This is a genomic window from Flavisericum labens, assembly GCF_045446075.1.
GTDB classification, from domain to species: Bacteria; Bacteroidota; Bacteroidia; order Flavobacteriales; family Flavobacteriaceae; genus Flavisericum; species Flavisericum labens.
Genome location: NZ_JBJJBQ010000015.1, coordinates 1 through 23819, shown reverse-complemented (window position 1 = coordinate 23819; position 23819 = coordinate 1). Strand labels below are relative to the sequence as shown.

Annotated in this window: 19 protein-coding genes and 1 other RNA gene; 10 read left to right on the top strand and 10 right to left on the bottom strand. The window is 34.4% G+C overall.

Translation table 11 applies throughout. The features are described 5' to 3' along the window. The 3 genes from ACIEHO_RS15820 to ACIEHO_RS15810 form a co-directional block, all read right to left on the bottom strand. A partial coding sequence (locus ACIEHO_RS15820) for an HYR domain-containing protein (RefSeq protein WP_406973514.1) occupies positions 1–1897 on the bottom strand: 1897 nt, incomplete at its 3' end. A gap of 563 nt (positions 1898–2460) precedes the next feature. Continuing rightward, the gene (locus ACIEHO_RS15815; protein WP_406973512.1) at positions 2461–3366 is read right to left on the bottom strand and encodes a PorP/SprF family type IX secretion system membrane protein; all 906 of its coding nucleotides are present in this window, start codon (positions 3364–3366) and stop codon (positions 2461–2463) included. Positions 3367–3386: 20 nt separating this feature from the next. Beyond that, positions 3387–7139, bottom strand: a complete 3753-nt coding sequence (locus ACIEHO_RS15810; RefSeq protein WP_406973510.1) for an HYR-like domain-containing protein — start codon at positions 7137–7139, stop codon at positions 3387–3389. 637 nt (positions 7140–7776) lie between these two features. Here ACIEHO_RS15810 and ACIEHO_RS15805 point away from each other — a divergent pair. The 4 genes from ACIEHO_RS15805 (at position 7777) to ACIEHO_RS15790 (ending at position 12142) form a co-directional block, all read left to right on the top strand. Next, complete coding sequence (locus ACIEHO_RS15805; protein ID WP_406973508.1) at positions 7777–8262, top strand: SixA phosphatase family protein; 486 nt, start codon at positions 7777–7779, stop codon at positions 8260–8262. A gap of 126 nt (positions 8263–8388) precedes the next feature. After that, positions 8389–10461 (top strand): polyphosphate kinase 1, encoded by a 2073-nt coding sequence (gene ppk1 / locus ACIEHO_RS15800; protein WP_406973506.1) that lies wholly within the window; start codon positions 8389–8391, stop codon positions 10459–10461. Between the two features lies 1 nt (position 10462). Then, positions 10463–11368: a Ppx/GppA phosphatase family protein gene (locus ACIEHO_RS15795; RefSeq protein ID WP_406973504.1), complete on the top strand. Its 906-nt coding sequence runs from the start codon at positions 10463–10465 to the stop codon at positions 11366–11368. Between the two features lie 186 nt (positions 11369–11554). Continuing rightward, positions 11555–12142 (top strand): porin family protein, encoded by a 588-nt coding sequence (locus ACIEHO_RS15790; RefSeq protein WP_406973501.1) that lies wholly within the window; start codon positions 11555–11557, stop codon positions 12140–12142. Here the strand turns inward: ACIEHO_RS15790 and miaE are convergent. Both miaE and dnaX read right to left on the bottom strand, forming a co-directional pair. Next, entirely contained in the window at positions 12139–12720 is a 582-nt protein-coding gene (gene miaE, locus ACIEHO_RS15785) for a tRNA-(ms[2]io[6]A)-hydroxylase (protein ID WP_406973499.1), read from the bottom strand. The genes ACIEHO_RS15790 and miaE overlap by 4 nt on opposite strands. Before the next feature lie 18 nt (positions 12721–12738). Then, on the bottom strand, positions 12739–14472 hold the full coding sequence (dnaX, locus tag ACIEHO_RS15780) for a DNA polymerase III subunit gamma/tau (RefSeq protein ID WP_406973497.1): 1734 nt from the start codon (positions 14470–14472) through the stop codon (positions 12739–12741). A 101-nt stretch (positions 14473–14573) separates the two neighbouring features. Here dnaX and rnpB point away from each other — a divergent pair. Next, positions 14574–14893: RNase P RNA component class A (rnpB, locus tag ACIEHO_RS15775), an RNA gene on the top strand. Between the two features lie 57 nt (positions 14894–14950). On the opposite strand, the gene ACIEHO_RS15770 is transcribed toward rnpB, so the two are convergent. From ACIEHO_RS15770 to ACIEHO_RS15750, 5 genes are all read right to left on the bottom strand, one after another. Next, a complete protein-coding gene (locus tag ACIEHO_RS15770; protein WP_406973495.1) occupies positions 14951–15697 on the bottom strand; it encodes a hypothetical protein in 747 nt (248 codons plus the stop codon). Between the two features lie 31 nt (positions 15698–15728). Further along, the gene (locus ACIEHO_RS15765; RefSeq protein ID WP_406973493.1) at positions 15729–16247 is read right to left on the bottom strand and encodes a nuclear transport factor 2 family protein; all 519 of its coding nucleotides are present in this window, start codon (positions 16245–16247) and stop codon (positions 15729–15731) included. A 160-nt stretch (positions 16248–16407) separates the two neighbouring features. Then, the gene (locus tag ACIEHO_RS15760) at positions 16408–16947 is read right to left on the bottom strand and encodes an RsmD family RNA methyltransferase (RefSeq protein WP_406973491.1); all 540 of its coding nucleotides are present in this window, start codon (positions 16945–16947) and stop codon (positions 16408–16410) included. Then, complete coding sequence (locus tag ACIEHO_RS15755; protein WP_406973489.1) at positions 16947–17774, bottom strand: DUF3822 family protein; 828 nt, start codon at positions 17772–17774, stop codon at positions 16947–16949. The genes ACIEHO_RS15760 and ACIEHO_RS15755 overlap by 1 nt, the downstream gene beginning before the upstream one ends. Beyond that, the gene (locus tag ACIEHO_RS15750; RefSeq protein WP_406973487.1) at positions 17758–18495 is read right to left on the bottom strand and encodes a hypothetical protein; all 738 of its coding nucleotides are present in this window, start codon (positions 18493–18495) and stop codon (positions 17758–17760) included. Before ACIEHO_RS15750 ends, ACIEHO_RS15755 begins: the two co-directional genes overlap by 17 nt. 131 nt (positions 18496–18626) lie before the next feature. Between ACIEHO_RS15750 and ACIEHO_RS15745 the strand changes: the two genes are divergently transcribed. The 5 genes from ACIEHO_RS15745 to ACIEHO_RS15725 all read left to right on the top strand — a co-directional run bounded on the left by ACIEHO_RS15745 (position 18627) and on the right by ACIEHO_RS15725 (position 23662). Next, positions 18627–20051 (top strand): ATP-dependent DNA helicase, encoded by a 1425-nt coding sequence (locus ACIEHO_RS15745; RefSeq protein ID WP_406973485.1) that lies wholly within the window; start codon positions 18627–18629, stop codon positions 20049–20051. Positions 20052–20493: 442 nt separating this feature from the next. Next, positions 20494–21222, top strand: coding sequence for a 3-deoxy-manno-octulosonate cytidylyltransferase (gene kdsB, locus ACIEHO_RS15740; RefSeq protein WP_406973483.1), 729 nt, complete (start codon positions 20494–20496; stop codon positions 21220–21222). Next, positions 21213–21917 carry an HAD family hydrolase gene (locus ACIEHO_RS15735; protein WP_406973481.1) on the top strand — a complete coding sequence of 235 codons (705 nt, stop codon included), beginning with the start codon at positions 21213–21215 and terminating at the stop codon, positions 21915–21917. Before kdsB ends, ACIEHO_RS15735 begins: the two co-directional genes overlap by 10 nt. 112 nt (positions 21918–22029) lie before the next feature. Then, positions 22030–23112: an iron-containing alcohol dehydrogenase family protein gene (locus tag ACIEHO_RS15730; RefSeq protein ID WP_406973479.1), complete on the top strand. Its 1083-nt coding sequence runs from the start codon at positions 22030–22032 to the stop codon at positions 23110–23112. Between the two features lies 1 nt (position 23113). Beyond that, complete coding sequence (locus ACIEHO_RS15725) at positions 23114–23662, top strand: 1-acyl-sn-glycerol-3-phosphate acyltransferase (protein WP_406973477.1); 549 nt, start codon at positions 23114–23116, stop codon at positions 23660–23662. Positions 23663–23819 lie beyond the last annotated feature (157 nt).

The window sequence follows — 23819 nt, the reverse complement described above, 5'->3', positions numbered from 1 at the left end:
CTTCAGTACACTCAATAGTAACATCACTAGGTAATGTTAGTACAGGTGGAGTAGTATCTTCCACAGTAATAGTTTGTATGGCATTTGTAAAATGTCCACACTCATCTGTTGCTTTCCAAGTTCTCTCTATTGTTTTCGTGTTTCCACAGTTTGCAGTTTCATTATCAGTGTATGTAATTGTAACATCTCCGCAGTTATCTTGACCTGTAGCAATTCCGGTATCCGCAGGTTCAGTAGAATTACCACATTCGACAGTTACATTGGTCGGAGGTGTAATTGAAGGATTTTGATTGTCCACAATAGAGAAAGTAGCTGTCGTTGTAGCCTCATTGCCACAATCGTCTTCAGCTGTAAAAGTTACTGTTGCTGAACCCGTAGCACCACAGTCATTACTTAATCCAATGAAGTCATTAGACCAGGTCACACTACCACACAAATCGGATGCAACTGCTCCACCCTTATTATCTAACCACGCATTAAGCGATATAGGGTTTCCTGAACCATCACATTCTACAGTTTCATTAGAAGCTTGAGTATCAATAGAAGGAGGGGTTATATCTGGTAAAACTTGAAAAGTTTGAGTTTCTTCTGTAACTCCAGCAGTCCATCTATAAGTAATAAAATATCCATTACAAACATCAACAGTATAATCATCAACACTAGGAACAACTGTAACAGGACCGTTACAATCACTTGCCGTTAACGTTTCTTGTACTGGAAGGCTATCATTACAATTAATATTGCTGATTGGAGCAGGTTGTGAGTCAAAAGAAGGATTTGCTCCCCCTGTTATAGTTACAGTTTGTTCACAGGTTACGGTTACGCCATTATCATCAGTAGCACTATGTGTAATAGTTGTTACTCCAAGTGGGTAGGGGTCTGTAATATCTAAACCATCACTACGTGCAGCTGTTACGGTTAAATTTGTTGTTAAATTTGTTCCGGCACAGTCTTCATCTGTTGCATTTGGGCTAGGAATGCTTACTGTTGCTGTACAGAGACCTGGATCTGATCCCTGTGTAATCGGGGTTGGACAAGTTATTACAGGAGGTGTGTCAAGTACATGAACCGTAATACAACAGGTTTCATCATATATAGCTCCATTAGGATCAGTATAAGTTGCTGTATAACATAAATCGTGAGTCCCTACAGGTAAAAATTCAGGAGGTTCTGGCCCTGTAACGGTAAAATCAACACCACCAGTACATGAACCTTCAACAACAACACCATCAATACTTATTTTATCTACAATATTGGTATTACTAGGTTTAGATCCAGTATAAGTAAATTCATATTTAATCCTGTAAGACCCATCACTAGGAAGATTTGGATCTACTGCATAAGTTTCATATCCAGGTCCAGTATTTGTAGCGTCAATATCTACTGTAGTTCCAGAGAACACCTCATTCCCCATATCATCAATATAATAAACCTTCATATTGTAATTACCGTCTGTGTAATCCACATCTATTTCAACAGGTTCACCAACTTCCAAATATAAATATGGAGTGATAATATATGAAATGGGACCTCCACTACTTGAAAACAATCTTACATAACCACCATCCGTTCCAACTCGTTGTACATAATTGAAGTCCCAACAATCTACACCAAGTAAAGACTCATTGAGCTTAAAATCCATGATAAAGGAATTTGAACCAGGTCCGCCTGAACATGTTTCAGAGGCTTGTGGAATAGTCCAAGTTTGTAACAGAGCACCCCACTCTGAGGGGTCATCTGGATTGTATTGATCAGCACAAATTTCAATATCCGATTGAGGACAATTTGTGAATTCTATACAATTGTTAGGGTCTCCTTGTGCTCCAGCACTAAATATTCCCAGAAAAATTGCAAGGAATAATAATTTAGGTAAAACCTTATAAGTATTAGTTTTCATAAGCTTGTAGATTTGTATTGACTTTAGCAAGATTTTTATATATGTAAATAGGTTGCACCACAGCGTTGTCGTGCAAAAGTGCTTCGATTCTTAAAAAAAAGTAATGAGGGAAAATGTCGTGGAATAACGACATTAAAAACTTTAAGTGTGAAATCAGATTTGGGGTCATCGTTATTCAGTTAATAGTTAAACAAATCAACATAGATGTTATTATTATATCAAAAAAATGTGTTAAATCACTTAAAAATTCGACTAAGGGTATTTCAAGTTCGATTAATCGAGATATTTGTATGATTTAACGATGTAAGTTATTATGTAAACCGCTTCTAATGTATTGATAATCCATAATTAATGTTATTTATTTTATTAAAATTGATAATTATATCTTTAATAATAAGCAAATAAATTGAATTTTATCGAGAAAAACAACATTTTATCGATAAAAAAGAGCATTTAATCGATTATGGTAAGAAAATTAACTACTTAAAACAAGTAAAATCTTTTATTAAAGTATCGTGATAGACCATGAACGTTCTATAAACAATAAAGGATTTTTTAAGTTCTTAAAAGATGTTAGGGCAATTACACCTTGGTCTTGGAAGTTTAAATTGGTAACTCACAAAAATTTCATGTGAACCTGTACTGTAGGCTCTTAGGTTAGATGTGTTGAATTCGTATGAATAGCCAAAGCGTAGGGCTTCAGAAGCTTGTATGGTTACATAGCCCCCCATTGCATCATTAATCCGATGGGCTAGACCTAACCATAATACTTCCTTTATTAAAAAATTAGCTGTTAAATCTAATGAAAGGGGGGAGCCATTAGTATATTTTAACATAACGGTAGGCTTAAATTTAACTTGAGGATTAAATTCTAAAATATAGCCACCAGCCAAATAATAACTAGCTCTTTCGATAGCTTCGTATGTGATATCTGTTTCATTTGTATAACTAATGATTCGAGGAGATGATAAGCTTATAAACAACTCATCTGATCTTAAATAGAAGCCCACGCCAAAATTAGGCTTCCATTTATTAAATATTCTATCGAGATATTGGTCGTTAGCAGCAGATTGGTCCATTAATAAATCGGGATCGAGACCATATTTACTCAATCCACCTTTTAAACCAAAGGAAAATCGATAGAAATCATTGAGGACAATCATATATGAAGCATCTGCATAAACATATGTAGTATTTTCGTAACCAAGTTCATCTTTAATAAGCGAGAGCCCCAATCCTAAATTGCTTCCAGGAACCGATGAATCTATAGCAAGTGTTTGTGTTATGGGAGCACCATTAACACCAACCCATTGGTTTCTGTTTAAAAAGGTAACAACCATGGCTTCTCTACTGCCAACATAAGCAGGATTGATGGAAGTTGTGTTGAACATATATTGGCTAAATTGTGGTAATTGTTGCCCAACAACCAAAAAAGGAAGTAAAATTAAAAGTAAATAGAAATTTTTCATTTGATTACACATTGCCATTATTATTTCGTTCCGAAATAAATATATCCTTGAATGGGTTTTAATCCACTATTTTTTAAATTAACAATGTAATAGTAGGTTCCTGTAGGAAGTTTTTCTGCATTTCCCGATGAACCTTTTGGAGCCTTACCCTGCCATTTATTGTCATAGTCATTTGATTCAAAAACTTTTGTGCCCCAGCGGTTATATAACTGAACTTGTACTTTAATATCACAAGTGCTTAAATCGTCAATAGCTTCGTTTAATTTGAAAAAGACATTAAAGGTGTCATTACGTAGATCATTATTTGGAGTCAATATTTTTGAAATATCGACATCTGCCGTTGAACTTATACAGGAGTACACAACACAGTCATCGTTTAAATTAATATCAAATTGGTTAGTCAGTTTACATGAATTGTTGGTTACTGTATAATTGAATAAATAGTTTCCTTCGGGAACAGTGGTAGGGTCAAAAATGGTCCCATCAATTACATTCATGCCCGAACCGCTCCAACTACCATTATCATTTGTATTTACCAAATCATTTAAATCAATAATGGAGTCGCTAATACAAACATTCATTGCGGTGGTTGATGTTTCGTTATATGAACTCATATGTATTATCTGCTCAAATGAATTTGAATTATTGCATTCATCTGTAGCTGTCCAAGTTCTTTTAATATCATAGTTTTCAGAATCTATAATAGTTTTTTCTTCATTAAAAGTAACAGAAACGTTGGAGGTGCAATTATCAGAAAAGCTTACCGTTGGTGGATTTGGCTCAATGGCACAGTTTAAATAAATTTCAGTATCTAAATCAACATCTATCTGTGGTTCCATATCATCAATTATGAAAACATTATGGTTTACATCAGTATAGTTGCCGCAAAGATCAGTAATTCGATATGTTCTTATAATAACATCGTTACAATTTTGAGCATTGGTTTCTTCAGATAAAAAGGTTACTGTAAAATCACCATTATTGTCTGAAGCCACAGTAACAACATCAGGATTTATAGTTGGTATATCATTAATGCAACTAACAATGGTATCTGTAGGATTGTTGCCAGTGGGTGATACGTTGTCTATTATTTCAATGACATGGTTAACATCAATATAATTACCACAGTTATCTGTAATACGATAGGTTCTTGTAATTATTTCATTACATGTTTCATTGTTTGACATTTCATTGATATAGGTAACCACCGGAACGCCACAGTTATCGGCTTCATCGGTAATAATTAAAGGGTCTGGTGCTGGGACGCTATTGAAGTCGCGTACTACAGTATTTTCGGGGTTACTTGCAGTTGGAGCAATCATATCATGTATAATTATATTCTGGGTAAGGTCTGTAAAATTACCGCAAGCATCCGATACGCGATATGTTCTTGTTATGGTTTCGGGACATGATAAGTTATCAGAGACATCGGAAAGGAATACTACGATTGGGGTTGAAAAATTATCAGCAGCATCTGAAACTAAATTAATGTCTGGGCTAGGAATATTATCGTTACAGGTTAGCTGTATACCTGCTAAATTACTGGCTGTTGGGGGTACATTATCATTTATAATGATATGGTGGCTCACATTTATTGAGTTTCCACAGGCATCAGTAATGCTATATGTTCTAGTTAGTATTTCCTCACAAGTATTTTGGGTTACTGTTTCTGAAACGAAAGCAACTGCAGGAACTCCACAATTATCTGTTTCGTCAATAATAATAGTAGAATCCTGAGCAGGAATAGGATCATTGCTATTTAGATATGTGGAAGGAGGATTACTAGCAGTTGGAGGTGTAATATCTTGAATGGTTATTTGTTGTTCTATATCGATATAATTCCCGCAGTCATCAGAAACACGATAGGTTCTTATTATAATTTCAGGACAGGTTTGCCCGTTGCTAACATCCGAAATAAATGAAACTACAGGAACTGAGCAATTATCTTGAGCATCTGATATTACACTGATATCTGGTTCAGGTAGATACTCAATACATTCAACCTGTATGGCAACTGGTGCGCTTGCTGTTGGCAATGTAGTATCTTCAACCGTAATAGTTTGTATCAGTAAGGTCTCATTATTACAATTGTCGGTAACACTAAAGGTTCTGGTGACAACCTCCGAGCAAGAATTGGTAGTTACTACGTCTGAAACAAAGGCAACAACGGGGGTTGAGCAATTATCTGCTTCGTCAGTAATACTATTTGGGTCGGCTTCAGGAACCTGGTCTATACATTGGTAGCTTGCATCTGGGGGAGCTGTTCCTGTAGGCGGTGTGGTATCATTAACCGTAATGATTTGTTCTAACAAAATGGAATTATCACATGAATCGGTAACACTATAAGTTCTTGTAATGGTTGTGGGACATGAATTAGTGTCAGTGTTATCTGAAACCCAAGCAACTTGAGGAGTTCCACAGTTATCCATTTCATCTGTAATAATATCTACATTGGGAGATGGTACATCTTCAATACATTGCACAACCACAGGCCTTGGATTTGTTGCTGCTGGTGCAATATCATCTTTAATAATAATGGCTTGTTTGACATCGATATAATTCCCACAATTATCAGAAATACGATAAGTTCGTGTGGTGGTTTCCGGACACGACAAATTATCAGACACATCGGAAATCCATGAGATTATTGGTGCAGAACAATTATCTGAAGCATCGGCTACAACTATTGTGTTGGGAGCAGGAATATCTGATGTACATTGTACATTAATAGGATCTGGATTGCTAGCAAAAGGTAATTCTGTGTCATTTATTTCAATGATTTGTGTGGCAGTTTCAAGTTTGTTACAACTGTCTACAATCGTAAATGTTCTTGTAACCGTTAAAGGACAAGACCCAGAGGCCACATCTACATAAGTGAGTGAAACCAAATCGTTGTACAAGACAATATTCCCTCCTATATCATTAAATTGTGTCTCTGTAATATTTACAGCACTAGAGCTATAAGTTAATATCGGTATATCTGTTGTACTACAGCCTTCAATATTGCTATTGGATGGTGCATAAATCTCAGGAGGAAAGTTCGAATTAAAACTAGGTATTTCCATTTCATGAGTATCACTGTCTTTAGTGTCATTTACTGTTAAGCTCACGGTATAAGGACCAGTGGATGTATATGTATGGGATGGGGTTTCTAATGTACTTGTTGTACCATCACCAAAATTCCATAAAAAAGTATAAGTGTATGGAGGAACACCGCCTCGTGTTGTTGACGTAAAATCTAACGTATTGGGTGTAGAGCAACTTGAACTGAATTCAAAATTGGTAATTAAAGGTCCTTGAACATCTATGTATGGAATCTGATAGCATTTAGCGCCATTACACCCACATCCCTTACTATCGTTTGGTTGCCAAGACATATAAAAGTCCTTTAAAACAATTTGATCGCCACAGCCCCAATCAAATGTGTATAAATTCATAAGAATATCAGTTGGAACACTATCGTATTCATAATAGCAGTCGTCAACGGTTTCTGTGAACACACCATTTATGTAAACATTAAAATGAATATAAAGCGAGTATCTGTCGGCAGCGCTATTGGTTATAAAGTTTGTCCAAATATGTGTTTCTAGGCTTACGCCCAAGTCACAATAACCGGGGGAATAAGGTGTTCCATTTTCGTTACCTAAATAAAAGTAATCTAATTGATAGTCATTGGCCGTACAAGAAGAGTTTTCACACACCGCTGTTTGAGCATTGACTATGTGGGCAATAAAAAAAACTGCCAAAAATAGTAATATGGGTTGTGTTTTCATTAGGTTAAATTTAGGTTGGGGTCAATTTATCCTGTTTTTGTTTTATTAGTCTTAGGGTTTCATTACTACCAGTTCTTAATTTTAGTTAAGTCTTAAATATACAATAAAATCTTTAAAGTGATATTAAAATACGATGAAATACAACTTTTGTATTCTTTTTCTTAAAAAAATAATTATTTAGGAAGTTATTTAGTATAAAATATAGAGCATTTGAAAAGAGAATAATTTTTTAAATAAAAATATGTCAAGTCATTAAAAACTCAACAGGTAATTTATTTGCGTCTTCATTTAATCGAAAAGAATTCCTTGACGCTCTGCGTCCGGGTTTTCATTGAAATGGTCATTCCCGTGAAATAGTAGATTCATGAATTCAAAAATTTTAAATATATATTAATGAATAAAACGTAAATCTAAATAGCAGAATTTTGGTTTTTGACCCTAAGGGCTAAATAAAATGAGCAAAATACTTCTATGCCTCTGCCTCGAGGATAGTTCTTTTATTCAAATTTTTTATAAGATTTAGAAACATTAATTTATTGATTATGTCTTTTGAATCTATAATTTGTTATTAAATTAGCGGTAATTAGCCTAAATTCACAGTTGAAATAAAGAAATAAAAGTTATTTACTTTAAGAAAATGAAAAAACTAACCTTGGTAAGGCATGCAAAATCATCATGGGAATATGATGTTATTGACCATGAAAGACCCCTAAAAAAGCGTGGTTATAATGACGCTGATTTGGTTTCAAACCGCTTAAAAAGGGAGAATTTTAAAATAAACTTGGTGATGTCCAGTGATGCTGTTCGTGCAAAGACAACTGCTGAAATATTTATCAGAAATTTAGATATTGATAAAAATATTATAAAGTTTAATCATGAGTTATATGATTTTTCTGGAGAAAGCCTCATCGAAGTCATTAAAAATTGTGATGATTCGGTTGATAGTTTAATGATTTTTGGGCACAACCACGCCATTACCGCTTTTGTCAATACATATGGTGATAAATATATTGTTAATGTGCCAACAACAGGATTGGTCGTTTTTAAATTTGATATAGAAAAATGGTCTGATCTTAAACCAGGTGAAACCGTACTTACTATATTCCCTAAAGATTTGAAATAGGAATTTTTTAAATTTCATATTCTGAATCATTTTTTTCTTATTTATCAAGTTTATTGGTTGTATTAGCCTAAATTTTTCCTGTAAATAGAATATATTTGTTTTTTTAGTAAAACAGTTTAGAGTTTAATGATAGAATTAGAAACACCTACCAATAACAGATACATAAATAGAGAGATTAGTTGGTTACAGTTTAATGCTCGAGTTTTGCAGGAAGCAGAGGACGAAACTGTTCCGCTTATAGAAAGACTAAGATTTTTAGGTATTTTTTCGAATAATTTAGACGAGTTTTTTAAAGTGCGTTACGCTACGGTAAAGCGTATAGTTGAAGCAGGGAAAGGAGGCAAAAGTGAATTAGGAGGTATTAGGGCCAAAGAATTATTGGAAATTATAACTCAAATTGTAATTAAACAGCAAAGCGAAAGTTTACTTGTTTTACAGGATATTAGGAACAAACTAAAAGAGGAAAATATTCATGTTATTGACGAAACGCAAATTACAAGTTCGCAACATGACTTTATAAAAGAGTATTTTCTTAAAACGGTAAGTCCAGCTTTAGTAACCATTATCTTAAATGATTTAGTTGTCCTTCCTAATTTAAAGGACAGCGCAGCTTATTTAGCCGTAAAAATGGTGATGCCCCAAGACAAAAAACAATTTGCTCTTATAGAAATCCCAAAATCCGTTGATAGGTTTGTTGTACTCCCCAAACAAGGTGATAATGATTATATCATAATGGTGGATGATCTGTTGAGGCATTGTCTGAGTGACATTTTCAATATTTTTGATTATAGAAGCATCACCGCCCACATGATAAAAATTACACGTGACGGAGAATTAGATTTTGAAAGTGATTTAAGCAAAAGTTTCATTGAAAAAATATCAGATAGTGTAAAACATAGAGAAATTGGTGAACCGGTAAGATTTGTTTACGACAAAACCATAAATAAGGAAACCCTTCAATACTTGATGGATAAAATGGGTATTGATAATACTGATAGCATAATTCCCGGAGGAAGATACCATAACAGGAGAGACTACATGGGCTTTCCTAGTTTGGGAAGAACAGATTTAATGTACGAGAAAATTGAGGCACTTCCTATTAAAAACTTAAGCTTACAGGACAGTATTTTTCAGGCTATTTTGGATAAAGACTATTTACTGCACGCGCCTTACCAAACCTTCTCGTATGTAGTGAAATTTCTTAGAGAAGCGGCTTTAGACCCAGCAGTTAAAACTATAAAAATAACCATTTACCGTCTTGCTGAAATTTCTCATATTGCAAGTTCATTAATTAACGCGGCTGTTAACGGAAAAGCCGTTACTGTATCTATAGAACTTCGTGCCCGGTTTGACGAACAGGCCAATATTGATTATGCCCAACAAATGAAAGATGAAGGGGTGAATCTTATTTTTGGTGTTCCCGGATTAAAGGTACATAGCAAAATGTGTGTTATTGAGCGAGAACAAGGAAAGAACAATAAAATAATGCGCTATGGCTTTATCAGTACAGGTAACTTTAATGAGTCGACCGCCAAAATTTACACAGACTATACCCTGTTTACCACCAACCAAAAGATATTAAAAGACGTTGATAAAATATTTTCGTTTTTTGAAGCCAACTACAAAATTAACCGTTATAAACATTTAATTGTTTCACCGCATTTTACTAAAAAAGACGTTTTCAAATTAATTGATGACGAAATTGAAAAAGTAAAACAGGGTAAAGAAGGAGTGATTAGGCTTAAAATGAATAGTATCTCTAGTTATCCTATGGTAGACAAGCTTTACGAAGCGAGTCGCGCTGGTGTAAAAATACAAATGATAGTTAGAGGACTTTGCTGTTTAATACCTGGTGTGAAAGGGATGAGCGAAAATATTGAGGTAATTAGCGTGGTTGATAAATTTTTAGAGCACTCCAGAATTTATATTTTTGGTAAAGATCAAGAAGCCAAATTGTACATTTCGTCTGCCGACTGGATGACCCGAAATATTGAAAATAGGGTAGAGGTTAGTTGCCCAATTTATGATGAAGATATCAAACAAGAAATTATTGATACTTTCAATATTAGTTGGAGCGATAATGTGAAGGCAAGATGGCTAAATGAAGAACAGAAAAATCAATATCGAGTAAACGACAAGCCAAGAACCAGGTCACAGTTTGCCGTTTACGAATATTATCAAAAAAAATTAGAAGACTAACATGCTTTCAATCAAAAAATACGCGGCCATTGATATAGGTTCAAATGCCGTTAGGTTATTAATCTCTAATATTATTGAAGAAAAAGGCAAGCCCGTTACGTTTAAAAAAAACTCGTTGGTTCGTGTTCCTATTCGTTTGGGTGCAGATGTTTTTATTAAGAATAAGATTTCTAAAGAAAACGCGGAGCGCATTCTTGATACTATGTTAGCTTTCAACTTGCTAATGAAATCCCACAAAGTGGCGAAATATAAAGCTTGTGCTACTTCTGCGATGCGGGAATCTTCCAACGGAAAGCAAATTGTCGATCAGGTTTTGGAACATTCTGGTATTAGTATTGATGTTATTGGAGGTGAAGAGGAAGCGGCAATAATCGCAGCAACCGATTTGGATAAATACATTGACTCCAATAAAACCTATCTCTATGTTGATGTTGGTGGTGGTAGTACAGAGTTTACTGTGATCGACAGAGGAAACCAAGTCGCTTCAAAATCCTTTAAAATTGGAACAGTTCGCTTGCTAAACGATATGGTTAAAAACGAATCTTGGCACGAGCTTAGAGAGTGGATTGGAGAGAATGTTAAAGATTATGATAAAATATCTGTTTTAGGTTCTGGAGGAAACATTAATAAGATATTTAAAATTTCAGGAAAATCTATAGGTAAGCCGCTGTCTTATTTCTATATGACTTCATATTACAATACGCTTCAATCCTATTCATATGAAGAGCGAATTACAGAACTGAGCTTAAATCAGGATAGGGCTGATGTAATTATTCCTGCAATGAGAATTTATCTCTCTGCCATGAAATGGAGCGGAGCGAAAAATATATATGTCCCAAAAATAGGTTTAGCAGATGGTATTATAAAAAGCATCTACTACGACACCGTATCAAGCAATACACAGTAAAATTATGCACTTCAGCCTTAATAATTGTTTTTTTTTAAAATTATAATATATATTCGTGCTTGTTAATTACTTAATTATTAATTGTAACCCAAATCTATTAATAATGAAATAAGCCAATAAAGATCCGCTTTAAAACAAAGCTAAATTGGTTAATCGCATCTGATAGATTTAAAAATAAAAAAACAGATGAAAAAAATTTTACTCTTAACGTTACTTAGTTTTTCTTTTTATGGTTTTTCACAAAACCAAGATTCACAAACTGTTAGCACAACTAAAGCACCAAAAAAAAGTGGTTCCACATTTCAAGGTGTAAAGTACGGTGTTCGCGCAGGTTACACCATTTCGCATTTAGATTTTGATGGAGTTCCTACTATGGTAAACAAACACAGAAACAGCTTTTATATTGGTTTTTTTGCCGATATTGGTATGTCTAAAACCTTTTCAATCGTTCCAGAACTTCAGTTTTCTCCTGAAGGTGCGCGTGCTGAAGTTCTTAATTTAGATTTTATACAAATGCCCGTGTTTTTCAAGTTTAAATTAAGCGAAAAATTTCATGCTGGTTTAGGACCTCAAATAGGACTGAAAGTGCATAAAGAAGATGATGGCATGAAAAATTTAGGCTATTCGGGTGTTGCAGGTTTGGAATATAAAATAAACTATGGTTTATTTGTTGAAGCTAGGTATATTTACGGCTTAGCTAATGTTTTTGACGATGTAGCAGGTGTTTCTGCTAAAAACCGAAACATACAAATAGGGATAGGTTATCAGTTTTAACCGTGTACGGTTTCACTTTTACCTAAACCTTTCATAATCTCCGCTTCATATTCAAGAAGTTGCTGCCATTTGGTGTCAACTTCTTTTTTATTCCCGTATTTTCTGGCAAAACTTAAAAACATTGTATAATGGTTGGCTTCACTCACCATAAGGTTTCGATAGAATTCAGCGAGTTCCTTGTCCTCTAGTTCTTCAGATAGCAATCTAAAACGTTCACAGCTTCTGGCCTCAATTAGCGCAGCATAAAGCAATCTGTGCACCAATTGTGTGGTCCTGCTTCCGCCTTTTGGGAAAAATTTTATCAATTGTACTACATAATCATCTCGACGGTCACGGCCCAAGACCCACCCACGTTCAATAATTTTGTCATGGACCATCTTAAAATGGCTAATTTCTTCTTTAACCAATGCTACCATTTCTTGTACAAGCTCTGTATATTCTGGAAAACTAACTATTAATGAAATAGCGGTGCTAGTTGCCTTTTGTTCGCAAAAAGCATGATCGGTTAATATTTCTTTAATGTTTTTTTCTACGATATTTACCCAACGTGGGTCAGTAGGAAGTTTCAATCCTAGCATAAGCTATTTGTTTAAAAATTACAGATCTAAATCAAAGGTTTTTCTTAGTACATCAATATTTGGATTTTTCTCCTTTAGTTTTTCAAATTTTTCAATTGGTGTATAGGCGTATTGTTTTTCCATGACTTCATTTACGGTAATGGACAGGCTAATATCATAATTATTTAAAGCTTTCCTGATGGTGGCCAAAAGCTCATATTGTTGGCGCTCAAGTTCCACTTTATTCGTTTCGTTTGGAAATTCTAAATGAGCAACAGTACCTTTAATTTTGGGTTTATCAATAGACAATATCGAGGCCAAATTATGTTTGCCTTTTTTGGTTAATTTTTCAATATAAGCGTTCCAAACCTTTAGAAATTCTTTTTCGGTAAAAGGCTCTTTAGGCAGTTCTTCCTCGTCAACTACCACTTCCATTTGCTTAATTTGATGCTCTTTTTTTGCTCGTATGCTCTTTAATGAAAGCCCAGAAGTACGCTTGTTTTCTTGATTTAATTCAATTTTAGGAGGTTCTTTAACCTGAAATGCTTCTAAAACTTTTGATTCTTCCTGAGGTTTTTCTTTTTTATTCGTTTTTTCTTCTGAAGAAACAGCAGACACTTCATTATTATTCGGTGGTTTTACCGGAATAGGTGTAATACCCTTCTTTTTGAAATAGGCCGCTGGAATTATGTAGTTTTTGCTATTTTTTTTTTCTCCATCAAAAGTGATAGAGGCAAGTTGCATAAGACATAACTCAACGAGTAAACGTTGATTTTTACTTGTTTTGTATTTGAGGTCGCAATCGTTTGCCAGATTGATGCCCTGCATTAAAAATTGTTGCGAAGCTTTTTTGGATTGCTCAAGGTATTTAGCTTTAGTTTGCTCTCCCACTTCAAGAAGCTTAATAGTTTCTTGGTTTTTGCATACCATTAAATCTCTAAAGTGCGAGGCTAGCCCTGCAATAAAATGATGGCCGTCAAAACCCTTTGAAAGCGTAGTGTTAAATTGCAACAACAATTCGGGTATTTTGTTTTCTAAAATCAGATCGGTACTTTCAAAATACGTTTCGTAATCCAGTACGTTTAAATTTTCGGTAACCGCCTGCCGGGTTAAATCTTTACCCGAAAAGCTAACCACGCGGTCAAAAATAGAAAGGGCGTCACGCATAGCACCATCTGCCTTTTGGGCAATAATATGCAGAGCGTCGTCTTCAGCATTTATGCCTTGCTCTTCAGCAATATATTTTAAATATTCTTTAGCGTCTTTTACAGTAATACGTTTAAAATCGAATATTTGGCAGCGTGATAAAATAGTGGGGATAATTTTATGCTTCTCAGTGGTAGCCAATATGAAAATACAATGCTTTGGTGGTTCTTCCAATGTTTTTAAAAACGCATTAAAAGCAGCTTGCGAAAGCATATGTACCTCATCAATAATATAAACCTTATATTTTCCTATTTGCGGTGGAATACGCACTTGGTCGGTGAGATTTCTAATATCGTCAACCGAATTGTTTGAGGCGGCATCGAGTTCAAAAATATTAAATGAAAAATCTTCGTCCTGTTTTTCAGAACCATCACTATTAATCATTTTTGCCAAAATACGGGCACAAGTGGTTTTACCAACGCCACGTGGACCAGTAAATAACAATGCCTGAGCTAAATGATTGTTTTCAATGGCATTTAAGAGTGTATTTGTAATAGCCTGCTGCCCAACAACATCTTTAAATGTTTGGGGCCTATATTTTCTGGCTGATACGACAAAGTGTTCCATTCAAAATCGTTAAGATAACAAAGTTAAAAATTCAATTTATAATTAATAATTCAAGATCTATAATTTAATAGTAGTTATTAACAATTTATGTACTTTTACACCAAGTAAACTGCCTTATCGCTATTCATTTAAATGAATGGAGGAAAGTCCGAACACCGCAGTGCATCATAGTGGTTAACAGCCACCGGCCGAGAGGTTAGGAAAAGTGCAACAGAAAGTATGTACAGGTTATGCTGTAGTGAAACCAGGTAAACTCTATGTGGTGCAATGTCATGTATACCAACGCTTGAGGGCGGCACGTTCGATTGTTGGAGGGTAGGCAGCTAAAGTGCATGGGTAACTATGCATTCAGATAAATGATAAGGGCTTTTTATTTGTAAAATAGGAAGTACAGAATTCGGCTTATAGGTTTGCTTAAACAAACAAAAGCGCAACTTTTTTCAAGTTGCGCTTTATGTTTTTTACATGACTCAATACATTATTTAGGTGAGTATGACAAATCTCGTCTTATCTGTCCAGTAATTTCTTCCCATTTTATGGCATTATCCATAACTTTACTAAAGGTTTCGTAACGGTCTGGGCCTAATACTGCTTCATTGGCTTTTGCTTCGGTAGCAGCATCAATGGCATCTTTGCTTGAAATAGCAACCATATAATAATTCTCTGGATTTCCAAAACCACTTCTGTAGATTCTGTAATAATTTGTAGACCCCTTGCTTGCAAACATGTCTTTTACAGCTTTCATGCCTTCTTTGAGTTTTTTAGCATTTTGCGGCGTGTAGTAAATAAAAATGAATTTACGGTAATCTTGCCCTTCTTGCGTTTGGCTGATACCGTTAGGCATATAGGTAAGTTCCTCGTCAAGAACAATAATGTAATCACTATGCGAATCATAGCATTTGTCAAAGTTGTCAAACATAGCTCCAAAATCATCGCCCATGGCTTCTGCCATACCAGCAAAGGGCTGTTCATCTAGTTCGGCAAAGTTTTCAATCGGTGACACATATAAATATCTAAGATCGTCCATGGTTGTTGCCAGCCATTGTCCTTGAAAATTATGTTCTGTACAAGCTTCATGAAATTCCTTGGCAATTTTTTCATAAGCCACCATGGTTGATGGTTTAACATTGTCTTGATGTACCCGATACATTTTTTGAGCATTTGAATAATTAATTACAAAGCAAAATAATAATGCTAATAATAAAGTTGATTTAATTGTTTTCATAATTTTTAGGATTGGTTAATGGTGAAAGAAATTATTCCGAAGTTGGAATGGAATCATTGGTCATTTTAGCAACTTCAATTTCAGAAATTGTTTTGGCTATGCCAGCCGTATCATAATAAGCATATTCCTGAACGATTTTGCCATCGATAAACTGAAGCGTTAAATGAACGGGTACAACTAATTCCTTATCTGTAACATTGGCTTTACCACGCCAGTTGTTCCAATAGTTCACCCAAGTTTTACCATCTTTATCTATCACCATTTCAATCACGCCTCCATCTTTAGAAAATTCGTAAGATGAAAAATTTGAAAGCATTTGTTTCATGCCCTCCATCATTTCATCTGGAGAGGAACCCTTATTAGTATTGTGGAATATTTTGGCAGTATCTGCAAAATTAGCCTTCCAAGCATTCCAGCCCTGTGTTTCATAGGCTTTGATTCCTGCTTTTACAGTTTCAATTTCTGGTGATGATTCAAAGTAACGCTGTGGTTTGTTTTGGCAAGCAATAAAAAGAACAATTGCCAAGCCAAAGAGAAAGATTTTTTTCATTTGATTTACGGTTTTAAAGGTTAGTATTAAAAACAAACCATAAACAAATACAACAAAATATATTTTCTTTTGCTGCTAAAAAGTTAACTATGTATAGAGCCTGGGACTCTTAGAGAGTTAACTAAAGTACTGAAAAAAAACGAATTATAAAATAATATGTTTAATCTCTTTCAAAAAAACTAAATACATTCCCACCATAACTTTTTGAATAGCCGTAATGTTCCAATTTTGAGAGATCAGTATGCTTGGAATGTTCTATAACCAATAAGCCTTCATCCAATAATAGCTCGTTTTTAAAAATCAATTCTGGAATTTTTGAGAACTGCTCATCTGAAAAACTATAAGGCGGGTCTGCAAAAATAATATTGCTTTGTAGTTGTGCATTTTCCAAAAACTTAAAAACGTCTGATTTTATGGTTTCAATCGGCATATCAAAAGTTTCAGCTGTTTGGTTAATAAACTTTATACAACCAAAATGCTGATCAACACATGTAATTTGTGAAGATCCTCTTGAGGCAAATTCATAACTTATATTGCCAGTACCTGCAAACAGGTCTAACACAGAAACCTCATCAAAATAATATAGATTGTTTAAAATATTGAACAAGGATTCCTTGGCCATATCGGTTGTTGGCCGAACAGGCAAATTTTTTGGTGCCAATATTTTTCTGCTTTTATATAATCCTGAAATAATTCGCATTAAAAACTATTTATTATGGCGTAGTTACTGTGCGGGCGAAATGGCTGGGCATGGTTTGCGTATTTATAATCATCTTCACGGTCGCCTAAAAACACAAGTCGTATATATTTGTAGGTGATAATATAAAGCTCATCAGTTGTATCAATTTCGCCCAAAAAGATAAGGTTTACCGTTTCAGGACTCAATTCTAATTGTTCCAGGCAGAATAAAATGTAGTATATAAAATCTTCTTTTGTTCTATAGGCAAACACATTATATAGCAAAAGCTTACTATTTTTTACAACTAAAATTTCAAAATGGTCTTTACTAACATTTACATATGCTTTTGTGGCTTCTAGATTTTTTTCAGTTTTTAAAATTTCTTCTATTAAAACTGTAGAGACATGTTTAAAAGTAAAGTCGCCAAACTTTTCATAAATAAAATTGTTTATGTTGATGTAAGGTACATAAACATTTACGCTCTGGTTGATTGAGATTGAATCGTAGGTTATGTAATCTGACTTTAAAATCTTTGAGTTGAATTTTAGGTAATCGGCCAAACATTTTTCATCGAACAACGTTTTAGGTACTAATGTGGATAAATTGTTGTCGTGAATAACTCTTACCTCGTTGAATTCTTGCTGTAGTGCTTCTTCAGTATTAAAGAACTGTTTTAGCTCATCAAGCGCCTCAAAAGGAATAAGTTGTTTATTAAAATCATAGGTTTTTAAGTAGCTTATAATTTGGGTGCTGCTGTTTAATATACAAAAAGAAAGTCCACTCAAACTTATTTGAATGGACAGTTCTATATGGTTATTTTTGTTGTTATTTTTATTCGTTGGCCCCATATGTTTTTGGCCAGTTTCCGACAGTTTTTACTTCATCCATCGAACCTACTTTTAAAGCATCTCCGTTAACACCGTCAACCGATACTACTTGGTTTTCCTGAATTAAAAGGTCTTTGTTTTGGTCATAAAGGATAACGTCTTTTTTAACATAGGCTTCAAAAACTGGAATGTACAAATTGTTTTGCTCAATATGTCCCGCTTCCATTTTAAACTTGGCACCAGGCTCGCCTACAGGAACGTTCATCATGGTTTTGTAACGATCAGTAGTACCAAAAAGTGAATCTTTTATAGGCTCAAATCCTAAAGTATCAATGATTACAATATCTTTGAAAGTATCAACTCCATAACGCTTCGTCATTTCCACGTCAATTATACTCGAATCACGTCGTTGCGTAATTGTGAATTCAGCAGTATCAACAAATTTTACTAAATCGTCAAAATTTTTGGCGAATTTTCCGGTTACTTCTTTATGGGCTAATTGAGAATCTCTAATATCCTTCAAACTTTCAATAACTTGCAAATAGCGCTTGTTCTTTAATTTGTTAAACTGGATGGGCTCATAAATAGACATATAAGTTTTATAACCTAAAAATGCAATAAGTATCCACAAAAGGAAGTTTAAAGCAAGTCTAAATTTAGGCGGTATAAATTTGTCAACTAGCTTTACTAAGCCAATTGTAACTAAAATCACTGCGACAGCAATAAGAATGAAATTTAACATAGTCTGTTATTTAATTAAATAAAGTTTATTTATGGTATTTAGCAAATCTACAATTTTTTTTTAATCGTAAAAACAATGTTCGCGAAAATCATTTTTATATTTGAATAAAATCTAAACAGGCCAAATCCTAAATGACAGCTCCCGAATTCTATTCCCTTTTAAAACAGCAGTTTCCGTTTCAACCCACCATAAAGCAAAATATTGTTCTTCAGCAGTTATCAGAATTTATTTTTACAAAACAGCCAAACTCGCTATATGTACTCAAAGGTTATGCAGGTACCGGAAAAACAACCATAGTTGGCTCTATAGTTACCAACTTGTGGAAGGCTAAAAAGAGTGCTGTCCTGATGGCGCCAACAGGTAGGGCGGCCAAGGTAATTTCTAATTACTCTAAAAAAGAAGCCTTTACCATACATAAAAAGATATATTTTCCAAAGAAAGAAAAAGGCGGTGGCGTAAAGTTTGTTTTGCAGCCCAATAAGCATAAAAACACCATATTTATTGTAGATGAAGCCTCCATGATACCTGATGCACCTAGCGAATCCAAACTTTTTGAAAACGGTTCGCTACTGGATGATTTAATGCAATATGTTTATTCTGGTCACCAATGCAAATTGCTCTTAATTGGTGATACTGCCCAATTACCACCTGTAAAATTGGATTTAAGTCCAGCGCTAAACGAAGATAATTTAAGCCTAAATTACAACAAGGAGGTTACCAAAATGGAACTTGATGAAGTAGTTCGTCAGGAGAAAGATTCTGGGATTTTGGCCAATGCAACCGTTTTGCGCGAAATGCATTTAAATAAAATTTATGATAGTTTTAAATTTGATTTGGCACCATACAAAGATATTGTTAGACTGGTGGATGGTTACGAAATTATGGATGCCATTAACGATGCTTACAGTGAATTGGGTAAAGAAGAAACAGCCATTATTGTAAGGAGTAACAAACGCGCTAATTTATACAATCAACAAATTAGAACTCGGATTTTGTTCAATGAAAACGAATTGACTACGGGTGATTATCTAATGGTGGTTAAGAATAATTATTTTTGGATAAAACCTACTACTGAAGCTGGTTTTATAGCCAATGGCGATATCATTGAAGTTTTGGAAATTTTTAAAATTCAAGAGCTATATGGCTTTCGTTTTGCCGAAGTAAAAATTAGAATGGTCGATTACCCTAGAATGCGCCCATTTGAAACAGTATTGCTTTTAAACACTATTAATGCTGAAACGCCATCACTTTCATATGATGATTCAAATCGCTTATACCAAGAAGTGATGAAAGATTTTGAAAATGAAACCAGTAACTATAGAAAATTTTTAAAAGTTAAAGGGAACAAACACTTTAATGCTTTGCAGGTAAAGTTTTCTTATGCTATTACTTGCCATAAATCGCAAGGTGGGCAATGGCAAACCGTTTTCGTAGAACAGCCGTATTTACCCAATGGTATTGATAAAGAGTATATTCGTTGGTTGTATACAGCTATTACCCGTGCCAAAGAAAAATTGTATCTTATTGGCTTTAAAGATGACTTTTTTGAGGAATAGGTTTTGAGTAATTTTATTATGACAGTGGAAACCATAATAAGTATATGCCTTTGGGCTAGCTTATCTGTATTGGTAGTATTTAGAATGTTTTCACCTATTTTATTCCTTATATTGATAATTTATTGGATAGCATTACGGTACCCTTGGTAGCAAGCAGGAGCGGTTATAATGCTTTCTACAGTGGCCGATTTAGTCTGGTGGTGGAACGGTTGGAGTGATGTCCGTTATCTCTATTTTTCTGACGGTACTTGCGGCCATTTCGGCCGTGTTTATTTTGTTTGTGATTTTTAAGTCGTATAAAAAGTTTAAATCACGCAATACCAAAAACCTTTGATAATTATATTATTTTTGGAACGACAAACAACTTAAACTAATTATTAGCTAATGTCCGGTGTTATTTTTAATTAGAAATAAACGACAGGCATTTATATAACATCAACAAATGAAAATAATTTCAATGATACCCGCACGTTACAGTGCAACACGTTTCCCAGGAAAGCTTATGCAAGACCTTGGTGGAAAGCCGGTAATACGCCGTACTTATGACGCCGCAGTGGGCACCAATTTATTTGATGATGTATTTGTTGTAACCGACAGTGATATTATTTATGATGAAATTATAAATCATGGTGGCAAGGCCATAATGAGTATAAAGGAACATGAATGTGGAAGTGATAGAATTGCAGAAGCGGTTGAGTTTATGGATATTGATGTTGTAATCAATGTGCAAGGAGACGAACCATTTACCGACAGGGAGTCTTTATCTAAACTCATCGAGGTGTTTAAAAATGACCCAAAAAAGGAAGTCGATTTAGCCTCCTTAATGGTAGAGATTACCGATGAAGACGAAATCAATAACCCCAATACGGTTAAGGTTATTGTGGACCAGTCTAATTTTGCGCTATATTTTTCAAGAAGCCCCATACCATATCCGCGAGAAAAAAATGTGGGAGCCAAATATTTTAAGCATAAAGGGGTTTATGCGTTCAGAAAACAGGCTATTTTAGATTTTTATCGTTTACCCATGATGCCTTTGGAGGCTTCTGAAAAAATAGAATGCATCCGCTATTTGGAATATGGAAAACGTATAAAAATGATAGAAACCAATAGTGAAGGTGTAGAGATCGATACGCCAGAAGATTTAGAACGCGCCAAAAAAATATGGAAATAGACTATCAAAACATTAAAGTTGTTGGTTTTGATGCTGATGACACGCTTTGGGTCAACGAAACCTATTTTAGGGAAGCTGAAGCCGAGTTTTCAAAATTGCTTTCCAAATACGAAACCCCCAATAAAATAGACCAAGAATTATTTAAAAAAGAAATAGATAATTTAAAATTGTATGGGTATGGTGTAAAAGCTTTTACGCTTTCTATGGTTGAATCGGCATTAGAACTATCCAATTACCAAATTTCGGCAAAAACTATCGATGCAATTTTAAATATTGGGAAAGATATGCTTAATAAGCCTGTCGAATTACTAGAAGGGGTAGAGGAAGTGTTAATAACATTGTCTAAGAAGTACAGATTAATTTTAGCGACCAAAGGTGATTTATTAGACCAAGAAAGAAAACTTGAAAAGTCTGGACTAACAAAATATTTCCACCACATAGAGGTTTTAAGCGATAAAAAAGAAGACAATTATTCCAGATTATTAAATCATTTGGATATAAAGCCTTCCGAATTTTTAATGGTGGGTAATTCTTTAAAGTCCGATGTATTGCCACTAGTTAATATAAAAGCTCATGCTGTGCATGTGCCGTTTCATACAACATGGGCGCATGAAGAAGTAACTGAGGAAGAAAAAAATGGCAAAGCATATAAAACAGTAAGTTCATTAAAAAGTCTGACAACTATTTTAAAATAAGCAACTTACTTGAATTGTGTTTTCAGTAAAATATTTATGCATTTTTTAAATGAGCAAAATTTAAAAATAATAGTACTTTTGCTTTTTGCGAAAAAAAAGAAAACGAACTTAAATGAGTCATAAAAACTTTCCAATGGTGCCAAGAGTTATTTTTGGCAAAGGTAGTTTCAACCAATTAAACGAAATATTAGCCCCAAAGCGCTTAAATATGAATGCGCCGTTTATTTTTTTGGTTGATGATGTTTTTAAGGGCAACACTTCAATGATATCAAGAATTTCATTGTCTTATGACGATAAAATTATTTTTATATCTGCGGAAGAAGAACCAAAAACCACTCAGGTAGATGAATTGGTTGAGGACATTATTTTGATGACCAAAGAGCGTCCTTCTGGCATTATAGGTATTGGTGGAGGCACATTGCTTGATTTAGCTAAAGCGGTAGCCATAATGTTAACCAACGACGGAGAGTCCAAAGACTATCAAGGTTGGGATTTGGTTAAAAATCGGGCTATTTACCATGTTGGGATTCCAACCATTTCTGGAACTGGGGCAGAAGTTTCTAGAACAACCGTTTTAACGGGGCCAGATAGAAAATTAGGTATTAATTCTGATTATACGCCATTCGACCAAGTCATCTTAGATTCTGAACTTACACAAGGCGTTGAGCACGAACAATGGTTTTATACAGGTATGGATTGCTACATTCACTGTATTGAATCGTTAAATGGTTCCTATCTAAATTCATTTAGTCAGAGTTATGGAGAAATGGCCTATCAGCTTTGTAAAGAAGTGTTTTTAGAAAATAACTTAAGCGAGATAGAGTCACGAGAAAAACTGATGATGGCTTCCTGGCATGGTGGTATGAGCATTGCCTATTCACAAGTTGGAGTAGCACATGCTATGAGTTATGGGTTGGCCTACTTATTGGGTACAAAACATGGTATTGGTAATTGTATTGTTTTTGATCATTTAGAAGAGTTTTACCCAGAAGGCGTGAAACTTTTTAAACAGATGAAAGAAAGGCATAACATAGAACTTCCACAAGGTATTTGTACTAACTTAAGCGACCACGATTTTGATGTCATGATAAAAATAGCTATGAGCCTAACTCCATTATGGGAAAATGCGCTTGGTAAAAATTGGCAAAAAATCATTACCAATGAAAAATTAAAATCGCTCTATAAAAAAATGTAATATGCAATGGCTGGCACGGTTTATCTACTCAAAAATATTAGGCTGGAAACTTATTGGTAATACTGATTTTTCAAAAAACACGATTCAAAAAGCAATAATCATAGTGGCGCCACATACTAGTTGGCATGACTTTTATGTTTGTATTTTGCTACGAGCCATGGTTAATGTGAAGACCCATTTTATAGGTAAAAAAAGCTTGTTTTCTTATCCTTTTGGCTGGTTTTTAAGAAGGTTGGGAGGGAGTCCTGTTAATCGAAAACTTAATGAAAACAAAGTAGAAACCATAGTTCAGTTGTTTAATGATAAGGAAGAGTTTAGAATGGCATTGGCACCCGAAGGTACGCGGAAAAAAGTGTTAGAATGGCGTTCTGGTTTTTATTTTATAGCAAAACAAGCTAAAGTACCTATTATCATGTTAAGTTTAGACTATAAAAACAAGGAAAATAAAGTTTCAGCACCTTTTTATCCAACATTTGATATGGAAGAGGATTTTAAATTCATGCACGCTTTTTTTAAGGGTGTAAAGGGTAAGAATCCTGAATATTCTTAATGTTTTGGCACGGATGTTGCGATATATTTGCTAAGTGAATGAAACATAAAGTAAACAATTATTTGTCCCTAAAAAGAAACATTTGTCTAGTCCTAAATAACCGATACAGATTATTAAAGGATTAAATTTATAAATTAAAGCTGAACAATGGTAACAT

Excerpts from the sequence above, each read along its gene's own strand:
- ACIEHO_RS15805 (WP_406973508.1), top strand. The coding sequence starts at position 7,777 with ATGAAAAAACTAACCTTGGTAAGGCATGCAAAATCATCATGGGAATAT.
- ACIEHO_RS15735 (WP_406973481.1), top strand. The coding sequence starts at position 21,213 with ATGGAAATAGACTATCAAAACATTAAAGTTGTTGGTTTTGATGCTGAT.
- ACIEHO_RS15790 (WP_406973501.1), top strand. The coding sequence starts at position 11,555 with ATGAAAAAAATTTTACTCTTAACGTTACTTAGTTTTTCTTTTTATGGT.
- ACIEHO_RS15725 (WP_406973477.1), top strand. The coding sequence starts at position 23,114 with ATGCAATGGCTGGCACGGTTTATCTACTCAAAAATATTAGGCTGGAAA.
- ACIEHO_RS15750 (WP_406973487.1), bottom strand. The coding sequence starts at position 18,495 with ATGTTAAATTTCATTCTTATTGCTGTCGCAGTGATTTTAGTTACAATT.
- ACIEHO_RS15755 (WP_406973489.1), bottom strand. The coding sequence starts at position 17,774 with ATGGGGCCAACGAATAAAAATAACAACAAAAATAACCATATAGAACTG.
- dnaX (WP_406973497.1), bottom strand. The coding sequence starts at position 14,472 with ATGGAACACTTTGTCGTATCAGCCAGAAAATATAGGCCCCAAACATTT.
- ACIEHO_RS15765 (WP_406973493.1), bottom strand. The coding sequence starts at position 16,247 with ATGAAAAAAATCTTTCTCTTTGGCTTGGCAATTGTTCTTTTTATTGCT.
- ACIEHO_RS15815 (WP_406973512.1), bottom strand. The coding sequence starts at position 3,366 with ATGAAAAATTTCTATTTACTTTTAATTTTACTTCCTTTTTTGGTTGTT.
- ppk1 (WP_406973506.1), top strand. The coding sequence starts at position 8,389 with ATGATAGAATTAGAAACACCTACCAATAACAGATACATAAATAGAGAG.
- ACIEHO_RS15745 (WP_406973485.1), top strand. The coding sequence starts at position 18,627 with ATGACAGCTCCCGAATTCTATTCCCTTTTAAAACAGCAGTTTCCGTTT.
- ACIEHO_RS15810 (WP_406973510.1), bottom strand. The coding sequence starts at position 7,139 with ATGAAAACACAACCCATATTACTATTTTTGGCAGTTTTTTTTATTGCC.
- miaE (WP_406973499.1), bottom strand. The coding sequence starts at position 12,720 with ATGCTAGGATTGAAACTTCCTACTGACCCACGTTGGGTAAATATCGTA.
- ACIEHO_RS15770 (WP_406973495.1), bottom strand. The coding sequence starts at position 15,697 with ATGAAAACAATTAAATCAACTTTATTATTAGCATTATTATTTTGCTTT.
- kdsB (WP_406973483.1), top strand. The coding sequence starts at position 20,494 with ATGAAAATAATTTCAATGATACCCGCACGTTACAGTGCAACACGTTTC.
- ACIEHO_RS15730 (WP_406973479.1), top strand. The coding sequence starts at position 22,030 with ATGAGTCATAAAAACTTTCCAATGGTGCCAAGAGTTATTTTTGGCAAA.
- ACIEHO_RS15795 (WP_406973504.1), top strand. The coding sequence starts at position 10,463 with ATGCTTTCAATCAAAAAATACGCGGCCATTGATATAGGTTCAAATGCC.
- ACIEHO_RS15760 (WP_406973491.1), bottom strand. The coding sequence starts at position 16,947 with ATGCGAATTATTTCAGGATTATATAAAAGCAGAAAAATATTGGCACCA.